Source organism: Streptomyces coeruleorubidus, assembly GCF_028885415.1.
GTDB classification, from domain to species: domain Bacteria; phylum Actinomycetota; class Actinomycetes; order Streptomycetales; family Streptomycetaceae; genus Streptomyces; species Streptomyces coeruleorubidus_A.
Genome location: NZ_CP118527.1, coordinates 3,117,062 through 3,134,192, shown reverse-complemented (window position 1 = coordinate 3,134,192; position 17,131 = coordinate 3,117,062). Strand labels below are relative to the sequence as shown.

Here is a 17,131-nt window from a genome sequence, read left to right as displayed (position 1 = left end):
GAAGACACTAAATGCGTGATCACCGAGAGCGCCCAAGTCGCATTTCACACTCCGGTGTGAAATGCGCGCGTCAAACCAGGAGGGGGAGAAAGTCCGGATTCATCCGAGCGTCTCTTCGGCCGTGGCCAACGCCTGCTCCACGCCCGGCTCCCGGGGCCCGAGGAACCGGGGATCCGGCCGGAACACCGCGTCCAGAGCCGCCTTCCCGGCGGCGAGGATCTCCCGGGCACCCCCGTAGTACCAGGTCGCGTCATGCACGGCGTCCACCCCCACCCCGTACGACTCCACCCCCGCCGCCTGGCACAGCGCCACCGCCCGCCGGATATGGAATCCCTGGCTGATCAGCACGGCCTCGTCCACCCCGAAGATCTTCTTCGCGCGCACGCAGGAGTCCCAGGTGTCGAACCCCGCGTAGTCGCTGACGATCCGCCCGTCGGGCACCCCGTGCCGCGTCAGGTACACACGCATCGCGTCCGGCTCGTCGTAGTCCTCGCGGCTGTTGTCCCCGGTGACGAGCACCACCTCGACCCGCCCCTTCCGGTACAGCTCGGCCGCCGCGTCCAGCCGGTGCGCGAGGTACGGCGAGGGCTCCCCGGCCCACAACCCGGCACCGAACACCACGGCCACATCGGTCCGCGGCACGTCCGCCGCCGTCCGCAGCCGGTCGCCCGCGGCCACATACATCCAGGTCGCCGGAAGCAGCGCGAGCACGCACCCGGCCATCACGGCCTGCACCAGCCGCCGCTGCCCTCGCCGGGTACGCGGCAGCCGCGGTCTGCGGAACGTCACACGACGCATCGGACGGTCCCTCCCCAGATCGGCCCCCCGACAGTCAGGGACGCCTCCTCGGGCCGCCCGGTTCATCCGCGCACGCGTGACCAGCTTCACTCGTTACACGGAAACTCCAGGTCAAGCGGCCTCACACCCCCACCGTCCCGCATCGTGAACCGCCGGAAAACACCCGTGACGCCCACGCAACGGGACGGCAACGTGCGGCGGCGACCATCGATGGCATGCCCAGCAAGCTCAGCCTCGTCCCGCCGCCCGCCACGCGCCGCCCGGCCCCGCCCGCCCTCGTGGTCGTGGCGCACGGCAGCCGCGACCCCCGTGCGCTGAGCACCGTACGCGCGCTCCTGGACCGCGTCCGCGCGCTGCGCCCCGATGTGCCGGTGCACCTCGGGCACATCGAACTGAACGCCCCCCTGCTCCCCGACACCCTCGCCGCCCTGGGAGGCACGGAGGCCGTCCTGGTCCCCCTCCTCCTCAGCCGCGGCTACCACGTCAAGCAGGACATCCCCGAGATGGCCGCGGCCTCCCCGGCCCGGACCCACGTGGCGGCCCCCCTGGGCCCGCACCCCCTCCTGGTGGACGCCCTCCAGGCCCGCCTGGAGGAGGCGGGCTGGGGTGGCACGCCCCGCAGCAGCAGCGCGGTGGTACTCGCCGCGGCCGGTTCCCGCGACCCGGACGCCAAGGCGGACACCGGCCGCACGGCCCATCTCCTCGCGGCCCGCCTGGGCGTCCCCGTCATCCCCGCCTACGCCTCGGCGGCGACCCCGACGGTCGAGACGGCCGTCCGCACCCTCCTCGCGAGGGGCCGCCGCCACATAGCCCTGGCCTCCTACTTCACGGCCCCCGGCCGCTTCGCCACGGAGTGCGCCCAGTCGGCCCCCTGGATAGCAGCGGCCCCCCTCGGCACGCACCCGTCCATGGCCCACCTCCTCCTCCACCGCTACGACGAGACTCTGGCGGCGGCTTCGACGGCTGTGCCCGAATTGGCTTCGGCTTAGAACGCGGGTTGGTGCAGGTCCCTAAGGGGTGCGGGGCTGTATCGATTTGCGACTCCGCCGCGTGGGCGCGACAAGCCACACTCAACCCGCACCCGCCACACACTCGAACCCGGCAAACGCTCAGGCACACAGCACACCCATGCCCGTACTGTCGACACATGGCAGGCACCCCACAAACCCCCCCGGCCTACGACCCGACGTCAGTCGACCGCTGGGCCCCGGAACCAGACAAACGCCCCGGCCGCACCGCCTTCCAACGCGACCGAGCCCGAGTCCTCCACTCCGCCGCCCTACGACGCCTCGCCGGCAAAACCCAAGTGGTGACGCCCGGCACCATGGGCCCAGCCTGGGACGCCAGCCCCCGCACCCGCCTCACCCACTCCCTCGAATGCGCCCAGGTCGGCCGCGAACTGGGCGCGGCCCTCGGCTGTGACCCGGACCTCGTGGAAGCCGCCTGCCTCTCCCACGACCTGGGCCACCCACCCTTCGGCCACAACGGCGAACAGGCCCTCAACGAGTTCGCGGCGGACTGCGGCGGCTTCGAGGGCAACGCCCAGTCCCTCAGACTCCTCACCCGCATCGAGCCCAAACGGTTCACTCCCGAAGGCTCCGTCGGTCTCAACCTCACCCGCGCCGCCCTCGACGCCGCCACCAAGTACCCCTGGCCCCGCGGCGCTCACCCCACCGACCCGGCGTCGAACAAGTTCGGTGTGTACGAGGACGACCGCCCGGTCTTCGACTGGGTCCGCAAGGGCGCCCCCGGCACCCGCGCCTGCTTCGAGGCGCAGGTCATGGACTGGTCCGACGACGTGGCCTACTCGGTGCACGACGTGGAGGACGGCCTGCACGCCGGCCACATCGACCCGAACTGCCTGCACGCGGAACCGGAACGGCAGGACGTCTTCCGGGTCGCCCGCGGCCGGTACGTACCGGCGGACACCGACCCCGCCGAACTCGCCGAGGCCCTGGACCGGCTGCTCGCCCAGGAGTGGTGGCCGCACGGCTACGACGGCACCGCCGTCGCCCAGGCCCGTCTGAAGGACGCCACCAGCCAGCTCATCGGCCGCTTCTGCCTGGCCGCCGAGACCGCGACGCGCACCACGTACGGCGCCGGACGCCTCACCCGGTACGCCGCCGAACTGGTCGTCCCGCGCCAGGCCCGGATGGAGTGCGCCGTCCTCAAGGCCGTCGCCGACCTCTACGTCATGCAGCGCGCCGAGCAGGAACGCCTGCGCGCCGACCAGCGCATCGTCGTCGCCGAACTGGCCGAGGCGCTCACCGCCCGCGCCCCGGACGGCCTGGACCCGCAGTTCCGCGCCCTGTTCGACCGGGCGCCGGACGACCGGGCCCGCAAGCGGGTGATCGTCGACCAAGATTCCTCCCTCACCGACACCTCCGCCCGGTCGCTTCACGCCCGTCTGACAGGGCACGCATGAGACTGACGGGAAGACTGACAGGAAACTGACGGGAAACAGGGGACAGCACCAGGGAAACAGCGGGCCACGGCGCGCCCGATCGTGACCCTCCGTGGCCTGATCGGGTCACTCCCTCTTCCCGCATCACGCTCCGTGCGGGACGCTCGCAAGTGGCGACACCCTTACGAGGAGGCATCAAGTGGTCGACGCGGATCAGACATTCGTCATCGTCGGAGGCGGACTCGCCGGCGCCAAGGCGGCCGAGACGCTCCGGGCGGAGGGCTTCACCGGCCGCGTGATACTGATCTGCGACGAACGTGACCACCCCTACGAGCGCCCGCCGCTGTCCAAGGGCTACCTCCTCGGCAAGGAGGAACGCGACAGCGTCTTCGTGCACGAGCCCGCCTGGTACGCGGCGAACGACATCGAGCTGCACCTCGGCCAGACCGTCGACGCGATCGACCGTACGGCGAAGACGGTCCGCTTCGGCGAGGACGGCACCGTCGTCCGCTACGACAAGCTGCTCCTGGCGACCGGCGCCGAGCCCCGCCGCCTCGACATCCCGGGCACGGGCCTGGCCGGTGTCCACCACCTGCGCCGCCTCGCCCACGCCGAGCGGCTCAAACACGTGCTGACCAACCTCGGCCGCGACAACGGCCACCTCGTGATCGCGGGCGCCGGCTGGATCGGCCTGGAGGTCGCGGCGGCGGCCCGCGAGTACGGCGCGGAGGTCACCGTGATCCACCGCGGGCCGACCCCGCTGCACTCGGTCCTCGGCCCCGAGCTCGGCCAGCTCTTCGCCGACCTGCACCGCGACCACGGCGTCCGCTTCCAGTTCGGCACCCGGCTCACCGAGATCGTCGGCCAGGACGGCATGGTCCTCGCGGCCCGCACGGACGACGGCGAGGAACACCCGGCGCACGACGTCCTGGCCGCGATCGGCGCGGCCCCGCGGGTCGCCCTCGCGGAGGCGGCCGGGCTGGAGATCGCCGGCCCGGCGCGGGGCGGCGGTGTCGTGGTCGACGAGCGGCTGCGCACCTCCGACCCCGACATCTACGCTGCCGGCGACGTGGCCTCCTTCCACCACGCCCTCTTCGAGACCAGCATGCGGGTGGAGCACTGGGCCAACGCGCTGAACGGCGGCCCGGCGGCCGCCCGCTGCATGCTCGGCCGGGACGTGACGTACGACCGGGTGCCCTACTTCTTCTCCGACCAGTACGACCTCGGCATGGAGTACTCCGGCTGGGCGCCGCCGGGGACGTACGACCAGGTGGTGATCCGGGGGGACGCGAGCCGGCGCGAGTTCATCGCCTTCTGGGTGAAGGAGGGCCGGGTGCTGGCCGGGATGAACGTGAACGTGTGGGACGTCACAGACAAGATCCAGCAGCTGATCCGCTCCAAGGCCCGGGTGAACACGGAGGCGCTGGCTGACCCGCACGTGCCGCTGGACAGCCTCGGCTCATAGCCGTCAGGACTGTCGGTCCGCCCCCGTAGAATCGCTGCGTGGCTGGACGGATCAACGACGAGGACGTGAAGGCGGTACGGGACGCGGTCCCGATCGACGCCGTGGTGTCCGAGTACCTCCAGCTGCGGAACGCGGGCGGCGGCAACCTCAAGGGTCTGTGCCCGTTCCACGACGAGAAGTCACCGTCCTTCCAGGTCAGCCCGAGCAAGGGCCTGTTCCACTGCTTCGGCTGCCAGGAGGGCGGCGACACCATCACGTTCGTGATGAAGATCGACCACCTCTCCTTCTCGGAGGCGGTCGAGCGCCTGGCCGGCCAGGCGGGCATCACCCTGCGCTACGAGGAGGGCGGCTACAACCCCTCCCACCAGCGCGGCGAACGCATCCGCCTGGTCGAGGCCCACAAGATCGCCGCCGAGTGGTACGCGGAACAGCTGGCGATGAGCCCCGAGGCCGAAACCGGCCGCGTCTTCCTCGCCGAGCGCGGTTTCGACCAGGCCGCCGCCGTCCACTTCGGCGTCGGCTACAGCCCCCAGGGCTGGGACCACCTCACGCGCTATCTGCGCGGCAAGGGCTTCACCGACAAGGAGATCCTCCTCTCCGGCCTCGCCCAGGAGGGCCGCCGCGGCCCCATCGACCGCTTCCGCGGCCGGCTGATGTGGCCCATCCGCGACATCGGCGGCGAGGTCGTCGGCTTCGGCGCCCGCAAGCTCTACGAGGCGGACAACGGCCCCAAGTACCTCAACACGCCCGACACGCCGATCTACCGGAAGTCCCAGGTCCTCTACGGCATCGACCTGGCGAAGAAGGACATCGCGAAGACGTCCCGCGCGGTGGTCGTCGAGGGCTACACGGACGTGATGGCCTGCCACCTCGCCGGGGTGACGACCGCCATCGCCACCTGCGGCACGGCCTTCGGCGGCGACCACATCAAGATCCTCCGCCGGCTGCTGATGGACAACGGCTCGGCCCGCGTCATCTTCACCTTCGACGGCGACGCGGCCGGCCAGAAGGCGGCCCTGCGCGCCTTCGAGGACGACCAGAAGTTCGCCGCCGAGACGTACATCGCCATCGCCCCCGACGGCATGGACCCCTGCGACCTGCGCCTGGCCAAGGGCGACGAGGCGGTGGCGGACCTGGTCGAACCCCGCACCCCGCTCTTCGAGTTCGCCCTCCGCCAGATCGTGAGCCGCTACGACCTCGACACCCCGGCCGGCCGCGCCGCCGCCCTGGACGAGGCCGCACCGATCGTCGCCCGCATCAAGAACAGCGGCGCCCAGCACGAGGTCGCCGTCCAGCTCGCCGGCATGCTCGGCATCCTCGACACCCAGTTCGTGGTCAAGCGCGTGGCCCAGCTGGCCCGCTGGGCCCGCGACCGTGGCGGCAAGGGCCCCGCCCCGGACCGGCACCAGCACCAGCACGGGTCGCAGCACTACGCCTCCGCCCAGCCGTCCGCCGCTCCGCGCGGCCCGGCCCTCAACCTCCGCAACCCCGTCTACGCCACCGAACGCGAACTCCTCAAACTCGCCCTCCAGCGCCCGGAGTTGGTCTCCCCGGCCTTCGACGCGTACGGCGTCGACGAGTTCACCGCCCCGCCCTACGCCGCCGTCCGCCAGGCCATCCTGGACGCCGGCGGCGCGGAACCGGGCGTCGCGGACCCCCAGGACTACCTGGTCAAGGTCCGTGAGGCCGCCCCGGACGACGCGGTTCGCGCGATGGTGACGGAACTGGCCGTCGAGGCGATCCTGCTGCACAAGGGCGTGAAGGGCGTCGACGAGACCTACGCGGGCGCCCAGTTGGTCACCGTCCGCCGCCGCGCCGTCGAGCGCCGCATCCGCGACATCACCGGCCAGCTCACCCGCCTCGGCACCCACGGCGATGCGGCCCAGCTGGCCGCCGTGCAGAACGAGCTCTGGGTCCTCCAGCAGTACGACCAGGCCCTGCGGGAACACGGCGCCGCCGCGCTCTGACGCCGGTCAGGCCCCGCCCCCCTCGAACGTCGGCGTCACCGCCCGCACCAGCCGCTCGGCGAACTCCCGCTCGTCGTTCCGGAAGCGCGGGTACTCGGTGACGAAGTGGTTCCACTCCACGTACCCGACCGCCTCCACCACGTCCTCCAGCAGGATCTTCTCGCGGTAGGGGTACGGCCACTCGCCCGACAGCCGGAACACCCCGTGCAGCAGCTCATAGCGCAGCGGATGCCGCTCGGCCAGCAGGACGGCGTCGTACAGGTCCTTGCCCTGGGCGTATGTGTCGTTGATGATCCACATCAGCTTCCACGCCAGCGACAGTTCCGGTGTCGCCGCCTGCACGAGCGCCCCGCCCGGCAGCTCCACCGGCTCGGGCTCCTCGGGCAGCCGCTCGTTGAAGACGAAGTCCAGCTGGATGTGGCCGCCGGGCAGCCCGGGCGCGCCCCAGGGGATCACCATCCGCCGGCCCGGCACCCGCTCGTAGGTCCAGATGTCCTCGACGACCGCGCCGCGCGCCGAGATCCCGACCTCGTCCCCGCTCGCCTCGGCCCGTTCCTGCGCCGCCTCGGCGATGCCGGTCAGCATCCGGTCCGTCCGGCCGTCCTCGATCCTCCAGGTGTGCGGCACGACGACGAAGTCCAGGTCCCCGGGCTCACGCGCGGCCTCCCCGAACCACGCCGACATCAGCACGCTGCCCCGCAGCACCAGCGCATCCACCCAGGGCGAACCGGAGACGGCCGCCAGCACCAGCTGCAGGGCCCGTCGGCGGGCGGCCCGCCAGGCCTCGCCCCGGGCCGGGTCGGTGAAGCTCGGGTCGGTGGCCCGGTAGGCGTTCCGATGCTGCTTCAGGGCCGGGTCGAAGACCGGGCGCTGCACCACGTCGTCCCCCGGCACCGGCCGCAGCGTCTTCGGCAGGTCCTCCGCCCTGCGGGTGGCCTCGTCCAGCGGCTCCCGGGGCAGCTCCGGGCTCTGCCACCCGAACCTCTCCCACGACGTCCCGGTCATGTCCGCACCCCCACCGGCTCCTCCAGCCATCCCTCGTCCACCGACATGTCACTGTCGTGGAGCACGAACTCCCGCTCCACGCCGAGCACTACGCAGTCCTGCAGCTCCGTGAGCAGTCGCTCCAGCGCCTGGTCGGCGCCCTCGGCGTCCACCGCGCGGCAGCGCTGGGTCACGAACCGCTCGTGCCGTGCGCCCCGCACCCGCCGGGCGTTCCACGACAGATGGGCGCCGTGCGGCACGACGCGGGCCGCGAGGGCCGCCAGATCCGTGCCCGGGGTGAGCAGCAGCTTCACGTGGTGCTCGAAGTACCGTCCGTCGTCGCACGGTTCGCGCGGCACCTCCGGCGCCCACGGCGACGACTCGATCTTCACGCGGACCGGCTCGAAACCGTCCGCGCGCAAGCGCGCCGCCACCTCGCGCGCCCGCGCCGATTCGCAGGCGTACGACGGCGAACCGGACAGCGTCAGCATCGGCTGATCACGCATCCGGCCCCTGGCCAGCACGATGTGCGTCAGTTTGAAGCCGCCCGCGGCCGCCCAGCGGCGCAGCCGCGCGGACTCGTCGGGCCCGGTGCAGCGAACCGTCACATGCGATTCGTACAGGGAAGCGGACATCGGCCGATCCTCGCAGACCAGTGACGCGTGAGGCATCCGCGTTTCCCACCAGGGGCGACCGCACGGTCACGGACCGGAAGCAAAAAGTCATCGCACGCCCCTCGTGGCGACGATGTGTCTTACCCCACACTGGGTTCCGGTGCCTGAGTCCTCGGAGCGCGGCCGATCCGTCCCCGACGGGTCCCAGACCCCCGCGGTTCCGCTCATCGCGTACGGGACGGACAGCGGCGAGGCCGCCGACTCCGCCCCCGAAGTACCGCTGCCGCCCGCCTTGGCAGCGATCATCCTGGAGGTCGCCCCCGTGCAGACCCAGACCCTCACCCAGACCGACGTCAGCGGCGCCATCGGCGCTGACGGCGCCGCACCGGACGGGGAGGACGACGTCCTCCCCGCCGTCCCGGCGCAAGGCCGCGTCGTGCTCCACCCCGAGACGGAACCGGAGGAGCCGCCCGCCGAGGCCGTCGAGACGACCGAGGTCGTCGAGGCCGTCGAACCGCCACGGGCCCGCCCCGACACCGGCGGCCCCTCCTCCGACCTGTTCCGCCAGTACCTGCGGGAGATCGGCCGCATCCCCCTGCTGACCGCCGCCGAGGAGGTCGAACTCGCCCGCCGCGTCGAGGCCGGCCTGTTCGCCGAGGAGAAGCTGCGGCTCGCCGCCGACCTGGACAGCCAGCTGGCACTGGACCTCGACCGGCTCGTCGTCATGGGCCGCATGGCCAAGCGCCGCCTCATCGAGGCCAACCTGCGCCTGGTCGTCTCCGTCGCCAAGCGCTACGTCGGGCGCGGCCTGACCATGCTCGACCTCGTCCAGGAGGGCAACCTCGGGCTCATCCGGGCCGTCGAGAAGTTCGACTACGCCCGCGGCTACAAGTTCTCCACCTACGCCACCTGGTGGATCCGCCAGGCCATGTCCCGCGCCCTGGCCGACCAGGCCCGCACCATCCGGGTCCCCGTGCACGTCGTGGAGCTCATCAACCGGGTCGTCCGCGTCCAGCGCCGCATGCTCCAGGAGCGGGGCTACGAGCCGACGCCGGAAGAGGTCGCCGCCCACCTCGACCTGCCCCCGGAGCGCGTCAGCGAAGTGCTGCGCCTCGCCCAGGAGCCGGTGTCGCTGCACGCGCCCGTCGGCGAGGAGGACGACGTAGCCCTCGGCGACCTCATCGAGGACGGCGACGCCACCAGCCCCGTCGAGTCCGCCGCGTTCCTCCTGCTCAAGGAGCACCTGGAAGCGGTCCTGTCGACGCTGGGGGAGCGGGAGCGCAAGGTCGTCCAACTCCGCTACGGCCTCGCCGACGGCCGCCCCCGCACGCTGGAGGAGATCGGCCGCATCTTCGGCGTCACCCGGGAACGGATACGGCAGATCGAGTCCAAGACCCTCAACAAACTCCGCGACCACGCCTTCGCAGACCAGCTGAGGGGTTATCTGGACTGACTGAGCTGCGGGCAGTCGTGCCGCGGGGGCGGCACGGGTGGGCGCAGCGGCACCCCGCAGCGCCGGGTTGCGCGCCCACCCGAGCCCAGCCCCAGCGCCGAGCGACGAACTCAGTCGACCTCGGCCACCGCCTGCGCGAACTGCGCCTTGTACAGCCGGGCGTAGGCCCCGTCGGCCGCCAGCAGCTCCTCGTGCGCGCCCTGTTCCACGATCGCCCCGTTCTCCATCACCAGAATCGCGTCCGCGTCCCGGATCGTCGACAGCCGGTGGGCGATGACGAACGAGGTCCGCCCGTGCGCCAGTTTGGCCATCGCCTTCTGGATGAGCACCTCCGTACGCGTGTCGACCGAACTCGTCGCCTCGTCCAGCACCAGGATCACCGGGTCGGACAGAAACGCCCGGGCGATGGTGATCAGCTGCTTCTCACCCGCGCTGACCCCCGTCCCCTCGTCGTCGATCACCGTGTCGTACCCGTCCGGCAGCGTCCGGATGAACCGGTCCGCGTGCGCGGCCCGGGCCGCCTCCTCGATCTCCCCCCGCGTGACGTCCCGGGCGGCCCCGTACGCGATGTTCTCCGCGATCGTGCCGCCGAACAGCCACGTGTCCTGGAGCACCATGCCGATCCCGGCGCGCAGTTCGTCCCGGGACATCCGCGCGATGTCGACCCCGTCGAGGGTGATGCGCCCGCCGGTGACGTCGTAGAACCGCATCAGCAGGTTCACCAGCGTCGTTTTGCCGGCGCCCGTCGGGCCGACGATGGCCACCGTCTGCCCGGGCTCCACCTTCAGCGAGAGGTCCTCGACGAGCGGCTTGTCGGGGTCGTAGCGGAACGACACGTGCTCCAGCGCCACCTGCCCGCGCAGCTCCTCGGGCCGCACGCCCGGCACCGGATCGGCGCTCTGCTCCTCGGCGTCCAGCAGCTCGAAGACCCGCTCCGCCGAGGCGACACCCGACTGCACCAGGTTGGCCATGGACGCGACCTGGGTCAGCGGCATGGAGAACTGCCGCGAGTACTGGATGAAGGCCTGCACATCACCGATGGACAGCGACCCCGAGGCGACCCGCAGCCCGCCGACGACCGCCACCAGCACGTAGTTGAGGTTCGACACGAACATCATCAGCGGCTGCATGACCCCGCTGTTGAACTGCGCCCGGAACCCGGCCTCGTACAGCGCCTCGTTCTGCTCGGCGAACTGCTGCGCCGACTCCTGCTGCCGCCCGAACACCTTCACCAGCGCGTGCCCGGTGTACATCTCCTCGATGTGCGCGTTGAGTTTGCCCGTAGAGCGCCACTGCTGCACGAAGTGCGGCTGCGACCGCTTGCCCACGCGCGTGGCGACGACGAACGACAGCGGCACGGTCACCAGCGCGACCAGCGCCAGGATCCAGGAGACGTAGAACATCATCGCCAGCACGCCGATGATGGTCAGCACCGAGTTGATGAGCTGCCCCATCGACTGCTGGAGCGTCTGCCCGATGTTGTCGATGTCGTTGGTGGCCCGGCTCAGCACCTCACCGCGCTGGCGCTTGTCGAAGTACGACAGCGGCAGCCGCGACAGCTTCGTCTGCACGTCCTCGCGCATCCGGAACATGGTGCGGTTCACGGCCCGGTTCACCAGCCGCGTCGCCACCGCCATCAGCAGACCGGCCACCACGAACACGCCCAGCGCGAGCAGCAGCACGTTCCCCACGGCCGTGAAGTCGATGCCCTTGCCGGGAGTGAAGTCGGTGCTGCGCAGCATGTCGGCGACGTCACCGTCCCCGCGCTGCCGCATGGAGTCGAGGACCTGCTCCTTGCTCGTCCCGTCCGGCATGTCCCGCCCGACGATGCCCGCGAAGACCAGGTCGGTCGCCTTGCCGAGGATCTTCGGCCCGACGACGTTGAGACCGACGCTGAGCACCACGCACAGCAGCAGCACGTAGATGGTCACGCGCTCCGGCCGGAACTGCGCGACGAGCCGTTTGCCCGACCCCTTGAAGTCCAGCGAGCGCTGGTCGGGGCCGCCCCCGGCCATCATCCGCCCCATGGGCCCCGCCATCAGGCAGCCTCCGCTTCCGTGAGCTGGGAGAGCACGATCTCCCGGTAGGTCTCGTTGTCCGCCATCAGCTCGTGGTGCCGGCCGGTGCCGACGACCCGGCCCTCGTCGAGGACGACGATCCGGTCGGCGTCCCTGATGGTCGCCACCCGCTGGGCGACGATCACGACGGTCGCCTCGGCCGTCTCCTGCGCGAGCGCGGCCCGCAGGGCGGCGTCCGTGGCGTAGTCGAGCGCGGAGAAGGAGTCGTCGAAGAGGTAGATCTCCGGGCGCTGCACGAGCGTCCGGGCGATCGCGAGCCGCTGCCGCTGCCCACCGGAGACGTTCGTCCCGCCCTGCGCGATCGGCGCGTCCAGCCCGCCCTCCAGACGCTCGACGAACTCCCTGGCCTGCGCCACCTCCAGCGCGTGCCACAGCTCCTCGTCGGTGGCGTCCGGATTGCCGTAGCGCAGGTTGGTCGCCACCGTGCCCGCGAACAGATACGGCTTCTGCGGCACCAGCCCGACGGTCTTCGCGAGCAGCTCCGGGTCGATCTCCGCCACCTCGACACCGTCCACGAGCACCTGCCCGTCGGTCGCGTCGAACAGCCGCGGGACCAGCCCCAGCAGCGTGGACTTGCCGCTGCCGGTCGAGCCGATGACGGCGGTCGTCTCGCCGGGCCGGGCGACGAGGTCGACGGCCCGCAGCACCGGCTCCTCGGCACCCGGGTAGCGGAAGCCGGCCCCGCGGAGCTCCAGATGCCCGTGCCGGCGCAGCTCCCGCACGGGCGCCGACGGCGGCACGACGCTCGACGAGGTGTCCAGCACCTCCTGGATGCGCTCGGCGCAGACCTCCGCGCGCGGCACCATCATGAACATGAAGGTGGCCATCATCACGGACATGACGATCTGCATCAGATAGGCGAGGAACGCCGTCAGATCGCCGATCTGCATGCCGCCGCTGTCGATCCGGTGCGCGCCGAACCACACCACCGCGATCGACGACAGGTTCACCACCGTCATGACGATCGGGAACATCAGCGCGAGCAGGTTGCCGGTGCCCAGCGAGAAGTCGGTGAGGTCGCCGTTGGCCTTCCGGAAGCGCTGCTGCTCGTACTCGTCACGGACGAAGGCGCGGATCACGCGGTTGCCGGTGATCTGCTCGCGCAGCACCCGGTTCACCGTGTCCAGCCGCTCCTGCATCGACCGGAACAACGGCCGCAGCCGCCGCACGATCAGCGTCACGCAGATGCCCAGCACCGGCACGACCGCCACCAGCACCCCGGACAGCGGCACGTCGAGACCGAGCGCCAGCACGATGCCGCCCACGCACATGATCGGCGCCGACACCATCAGCGTGAACGTCATCAGCGCCAGCATCTGCACCTGCTGGACGTCGTTCGTCGTCCGGGTGATCAGCGAGGGCGCCCCGAAGTGACCGACCTCACGCGCGGAGAACGACTGCACCCGGTCGAACACGGCCGCCCGCACGTCCCGCCCGAGCGCCGACGCCGTCCGGGCGCCGTAGAACACGGCACCGATGTTGCACACGACCTGGACCAGCGAGATGCCGATCATCAGGCCGCCGTAGCCCAGGATGTAGCCGGTGTCCCCGTTCACGACACCCTGGTCGATGATGTCCGCGTTGAGGGTGGGCAGGTAGAGCGTGGCGCATGTCTGCAGGAACTGCAGCAGCACCAGCAGGGCGATGGGTCTCTTGTAGGGCCTGATGTAGGTCCGCAGGAGTCGTATGAGCACGCTGCTTCTCTCGGAGTGGACGACGGGGCGGTTGGTTGCCCCTGGCCCCTATCGTCGAACACTCCACCCGCGTTACCTCAACCGAATTAACCCAACAGGCGGTCAAACGGTCACAGGGCCCCGGGGTGCGTCTGCTCCCGCACCGACACGAACTGCTGCCGCACCGCCTGCCCCACGGCCAGCTCCTCCCCGGGCTCCAGCACCTGCGCGACCGCGCCGTGCCAGGCCGGCGGGGTCCGTGCGTCGAGCGTGCTCTGGGACACCCCGAGCGCCCAGGCCGCCTGCCGGGCGGCGCCGATCGCCGCGTAGTCCGCCGGCTGCGGCACCACGACCTGCGTCCCGAACAGCGAGGGCGCGGCGGCCTGCACGGCGGGCAGCTCGGCGGCCGGACCGAGCAGGAACACCCGCCGCACCTCCACGCCCCGGGCGCGCAGCACGTCCAGCGCGTCCGCGAGCCCGCATAGCATGCCCTCGAACGCGGCCCGCGCCAGATGCTCCGCCTTCATCGACTCGCGCCGCAGGCCCGCCAGGGTCCCGGCGGTGTGCGGCAGGTTCGGCGTGCGCTCACCCTCCAGATAGGGCAGCAGCACCAGCCCGTGCGCCCCCGGCGTCGACTTCATCGCCAGCTCGGACAGGCTCTCCAGATCGGGCAGCCCCAGCAGCTCGGCGGTCCCGCGCAGCGTCCGTACGGCGTTCAGCGTGGTGACGACGGGCAGGTGCATGCCGGTCGCGTCGGCGAGGGCGGTGATCATCCCGGAGCCGTCGACCAGCGCCTCGGGGTGGACGGCCATCACGGACCCGGACGCGCCCAGCGAGACGACCGCGTCCCCGAGGCCGATGCCGAGCCCGAAGGCCGCCGCCATGGTCTCGCCGGTCCCGACGGAGATCAGCAGCCCCTCCGGGGTCCTGCCGGCCGCGTCCGCCGGGCCGATCACCTCCGGCAGCATCACCTGGTGCCCGAGCGCCAGCTCGACCAGGTCGGGCCGGTAGGCGCCGGTCGCCGCCGACCAGTACCCGGTCCCGGACGCCCCGCCCCGGTCGGTGGTCCGTCGCACCGGCCGGCCCAGCAGCTGCCACACCAGCCAGTCGTGCGCCTGCAGGAGGATCGCGGTGCGCTGCGCGTTCTCGGGCTCGGTCCGGGCCAGCCAGCGCAGCTTCGTCACCGGCTGCGCGGCCTGCGGCACACACCCCACCGCCTGCGCCCACGCCTCGCGCCCCCCGAGCGCGTCGATGAGATCGGCCGCCGCGACCTGCGTCCGCTTGTCGCCGCCGACCATCGCCGGCCGCACGGTGTTGCCCTGCGCGTCCAGCGGCACGACGGCGTTCTGCTGCGCCGAGACGCCGATCGCCTGCACGCCCTCCAGCAGCCCGCCGCCCGCGGCCTCGCCCAGGGACAGCAGCCAGGCCTGCGGATCGACGTCGGACGGCCGACCGCCGTCGGGGCTCTCCACCGGATGCGGTGCATATCCCTGCCTGAGCACGGCTCCGGTGTCCGTGTCACAGACGACGATACGAGTGAAATCGGGCGAACTGTCCAACCCGGCGACTATCCCCATGGCCAAAATTCTGCCGTACCGCTGCGCCGGCTTGAGCCGTGGGCGCCGTGGGGGGTGTCGCCGGGTTTCTGGTGCGGGCTCGTTGTGGCTGGTCGCGCCCCGCGGCGGAGCCGCATATCGATACGGCCCCGCGCCCCTTGAAGGGCGTCACCGATCTCGGCACCAACGAAGATCACGTATTGCTCGTACCCCAGTCGTCCTCGCCGCCGTTGTGGGTGGCGCGCTCCTTGAGGTGGCGGACTCGCTCGGCCACCGAGTCGGGGACGCGGTCGCCGACCCTGTCGCTCACCACGTGGTACGCCTTGCCCGCGAACTCGCGGCCCTGCTGGGCCGCCGACTCCGCGGTGTTGCGGACGGCGGGGTTCTGCGCGAACTGGCGGGCCGACTTCTTCAGCTGTTCGTAGCGCTCGCGTCCGGCCCTCGTGCCCAGCACGTAACCCAGGACGACTCCGGCGACGAACGTGAGCCGGTAACGCATGGCGGTCACCCTTCCCTTGCCTAGGTCTCCGGTGCGGCGCGGGCGCCGGGGAGTACCGATTGGCGGAGCACCCCCCTGCTTGCGCTAATGTATGTGTCGCAGCGAGCGCGCGCCCCCTGGCGAATACCCAGGTAGGTACGTTCGATGCAACGAGACCTTCCTCGGTAGCTCAATTGGCAGAGCAGCCGGCTGTTAACCGGCAGGTTACTGGTTCGAGTCCAGTCCGGGGAGCTCGGTCCTCCGTAGCTCAATTGGCAGAGCAGCCGGCTGTTAACCGGCAGGTTACTGGTTCGAGTCCAGTCGGGGGAGCACGCTGAACGAGGACCCCCACAGGGGTCCTTTTTCATGTCCGTTCCGATCTTCCGGGAACCGCGCAGGGCTGGTCGCAGTCCTCATGGTCACGAAGGCCGTGCGAAGCCGACCATCCGAAGCAGGAGATCGTATGAGCGGCTATGCTGCGGCAGACGGCGCGCACACATGTACGCGACACGCCGCTATGGGGCGGTAGCTCAGCCGGTTAGAGCAGCGGACTCATAATCCGTCGGCCGTGGGTTCGAGTCCCACCCGCCCCACTAAAGGCAGGTTAGAGAAACGCTCTGAACTGCGGAAACGACTTTTCGGGCTTTCGCTCGACGTCCCTCCGGGCGTCTGTCTTGTTCAGTCAGCCGACGCATGACGGCACGAAGGCCGGGTCGGCCGGCCCCTTGCGCTCGAGCGCGTTGAGAACCCACTGGTGGACGACCGGGTCGTTGGGCGTCTGGTCGTGTTCGATCGTGTTGAGCGGGCAGCGGTCCTGGAGAGTGATGTTGGTGACCTCCCGGTCCGAGCCGTCCAGGAACGCGCTGGTGTAGGGCGTGACGACCTCGTCGTATCTGGTGGTGACGACGGTGTAGTACGGACCGGCCGGCGTCTCGTCCTTCGCGTTCAGGTCGGTCAGGAACTCCGACCCCGCCTGTTGCTCGTCGCAGGCCGGGCAGGCGCTGTTCTCGCCGCTTTCGAGCTCGGGCGTCGGTGCGATCACGCCCTCCGTGCCGTGGTTGGACGGAACGATCCCCACCAGGTCGTCGACCTGGGTCGCGCCGCCGAGGTACTTGATGTAGTAGCGGGGCATCATTCCGCCCTGGCTGTGTCCGACCAGATCGACCTTCCTGGCGCCCGTTGCCCCCATGACCGCGCCGACGAACGACTTGAGTTCCTTCGCCGACTGGGCAATGGGTCCCATGGCGTTGCCGCCGTAGTTCAGCGCGAAGACGCAGTACCCCTCGCTTTTCAGCTTGGGGCTGAGCGTCGGCCAGTTCTTGGCCATGGTCTCGAACGTCCCGTGGACCAGCACGACCGGCTCGGGGTGCTCGGCGGTGGGCTTGCAGGACCAGTCGTTGGCTCCGGGCGGAGAGATATCGGTGGTGTCGGCGGTGGCCGGTGACGCAGGGGACAAGACGGCAGTGGTGACCGCGAGCGCGGCGGCGGTAAGGATCGCGGGGAGGCGCGGAGGCATGGTCTTCCTTTGTCGACGGGGGAGGGGGACGGTAGGGCGGGGACGGAACTGGTGAACCCCGTCGCGACGGTTGATGGCCTGCCGCGAGCGGCATGCCGTGCGGGTGACTCTGCATCCGAACGCTGTTCGGCATTGTCGATGGGCA

The 17,131-nt window shown here is 71.0% G+C and carries 13 protein-coding genes and 3 tRNA genes; 8 read left to right on the top strand and 8 right to left on the bottom strand.

Annotated features, from left to right (window positions below; all coding sequences use genetic code 11):
* Positions 1-99: 99 nt before the first annotated feature.
* Positions 100-798 (bottom strand): SanA/YdcF family protein, encoded by a 699-nt coding sequence (locus PV963_RS14535; RefSeq protein ID WP_274816112.1) that lies wholly within the window; start codon positions 796-798, stop codon positions 100-102.
* Between the two features lie 215 nt (positions 799-1,013).
* Here PV963_RS14535 and PV963_RS14530 point away from each other — a divergent pair, with 215 nt between their 5' ends.
* The 4 genes from PV963_RS14530 (at position 1,014) to dnaG (ending at position 6,634) form a co-directional block, all read left to right on the top strand.
* Positions 1,014-1,787: a sirohydrochlorin chelatase gene (locus tag PV963_RS14530; protein WP_274816111.1), complete on the top strand. Its 774-nt coding sequence runs from the start codon at positions 1,014-1,016 to the stop codon at positions 1,785-1,787.
* Between the two features lie 158 nt (positions 1,788-1,945).
* Entirely contained in the window at positions 1,946-3,223 is a 1,278-nt protein-coding gene (locus tag PV963_RS14525) for a deoxyguanosinetriphosphate triphosphohydrolase (RefSeq protein ID WP_274816110.1), read from the top strand.
* A gap of 178 nt (positions 3,224-3,401) precedes the next feature.
* Entirely contained in the window at positions 3,402-4,667 is a 1,266-nt protein-coding gene (locus PV963_RS14520) for an NAD(P)/FAD-dependent oxidoreductase (RefSeq protein ID WP_274816109.1), read from the top strand.
* 38 nt (positions 4,668-4,705) lie between these two features.
* Positions 4,706-6,634: a DNA primase gene (gene dnaG / locus PV963_RS14515; RefSeq protein WP_274816108.1), complete on the top strand. Its 1,929-nt coding sequence runs from the start codon at positions 4,706-4,708 to the stop codon at positions 6,632-6,634.
* A 6-nt stretch (positions 6,635-6,640) separates the two neighbouring features.
* On the opposite strand, the gene PV963_RS14510 is transcribed toward dnaG, so the two are convergent.
* On the bottom strand, positions 6,641-7,639 hold the full coding sequence (locus PV963_RS14510; protein ID WP_274816107.1) for a nucleotidyl transferase AbiEii/AbiGii toxin family protein: 999 nt from the start codon (positions 7,637-7,639) through the stop codon (positions 6,641-6,643).
* Complete coding sequence (locus PV963_RS14505; RefSeq protein WP_274816105.1) at positions 7,636-8,253, bottom strand: hypothetical protein; 618 nt, start codon at positions 8,251-8,253, stop codon at positions 7,636-7,638. Before PV963_RS14505 ends, PV963_RS14510 begins: the two co-directional genes overlap by 4 nt.
* Before the next feature lie 139 nt (positions 8,254-8,392).
* On the opposite strand from PV963_RS14505, the gene PV963_RS14500 reads away from it, so the two are divergent.
* Entirely contained in the window at positions 8,393-9,685 is a 1,293-nt protein-coding gene (locus PV963_RS14500) for an RNA polymerase sigma factor (protein ID WP_274816104.1), read from the top strand.
* A gap of 110 nt (positions 9,686-9,795) precedes the next feature.
* Here PV963_RS14500 and PV963_RS14495 read toward each other — a convergent pair whose 3' ends face one another.
* From PV963_RS14495 to PV963_RS14480, 4 genes are all read right to left on the bottom strand, one after another.
* Positions 9,796-11,724 (bottom strand): ABC transporter ATP-binding protein, encoded by a 1,929-nt coding sequence (locus PV963_RS14495; RefSeq protein ID WP_274816103.1) that lies wholly within the window; start codon positions 11,722-11,724, stop codon positions 9,796-9,798.
* Positions 11,724-13,457 (bottom strand): ABC transporter ATP-binding protein, encoded by a 1,734-nt coding sequence (locus tag PV963_RS14490; RefSeq protein WP_274816102.1) that lies wholly within the window; start codon positions 13,455-13,457, stop codon positions 11,724-11,726. The genes PV963_RS14495 and PV963_RS14490 overlap by 1 nt, the downstream gene beginning before the upstream one ends.
* Before the next feature lie 110 nt (positions 13,458-13,567).
* Complete coding sequence (locus PV963_RS14485) at positions 13,568-15,013, bottom strand: FGGY family carbohydrate kinase (RefSeq protein ID WP_274816101.1); 1,446 nt, start codon at positions 15,011-15,013, stop codon at positions 13,568-13,570.
* 172 nt (positions 15,014-15,185) lie between these two features.
* The gene (locus PV963_RS14480; RefSeq protein ID WP_274816100.1) at positions 15,186-15,491 is read right to left on the bottom strand and encodes a YtxH domain-containing protein; all 306 of its coding nucleotides are present in this window, start codon (positions 15,489-15,491) and stop codon (positions 15,186-15,188) included.
* A gap of 158 nt (positions 15,492-15,649) precedes the next feature.
* Here PV963_RS14480 and PV963_RS14475 point away from each other — a divergent pair.
* The 3 genes from PV963_RS14475 (at position 15,650) to PV963_RS14465 (ending at position 16,063) form a co-directional block, all read left to right on the top strand.
* Positions 15,650-15,722, top strand: a tRNA-Asn gene (locus PV963_RS14475).
* Between the two features lie 5 nt (positions 15,723-15,727).
* Positions 15,728-15,800, top strand: a tRNA-Asn gene (locus PV963_RS14470).
* 189 nt (positions 15,801-15,989) lie between these two features.
* Positions 15,990-16,063, top strand: a tRNA-Ile gene (locus PV963_RS14465).
* An 89-nt stretch (positions 16,064-16,152) separates the two neighbouring features.
* Here PV963_RS14465 and PV963_RS14460 read toward each other — a convergent pair.
* Positions 16,153-16,986 (bottom strand): alpha/beta fold hydrolase, encoded by an 834-nt coding sequence (locus PV963_RS14460; protein WP_274816098.1) that lies wholly within the window; start codon positions 16,984-16,986, stop codon positions 16,153-16,155.
* Positions 16,987-17,131: the final 145 nt, after the last annotated feature.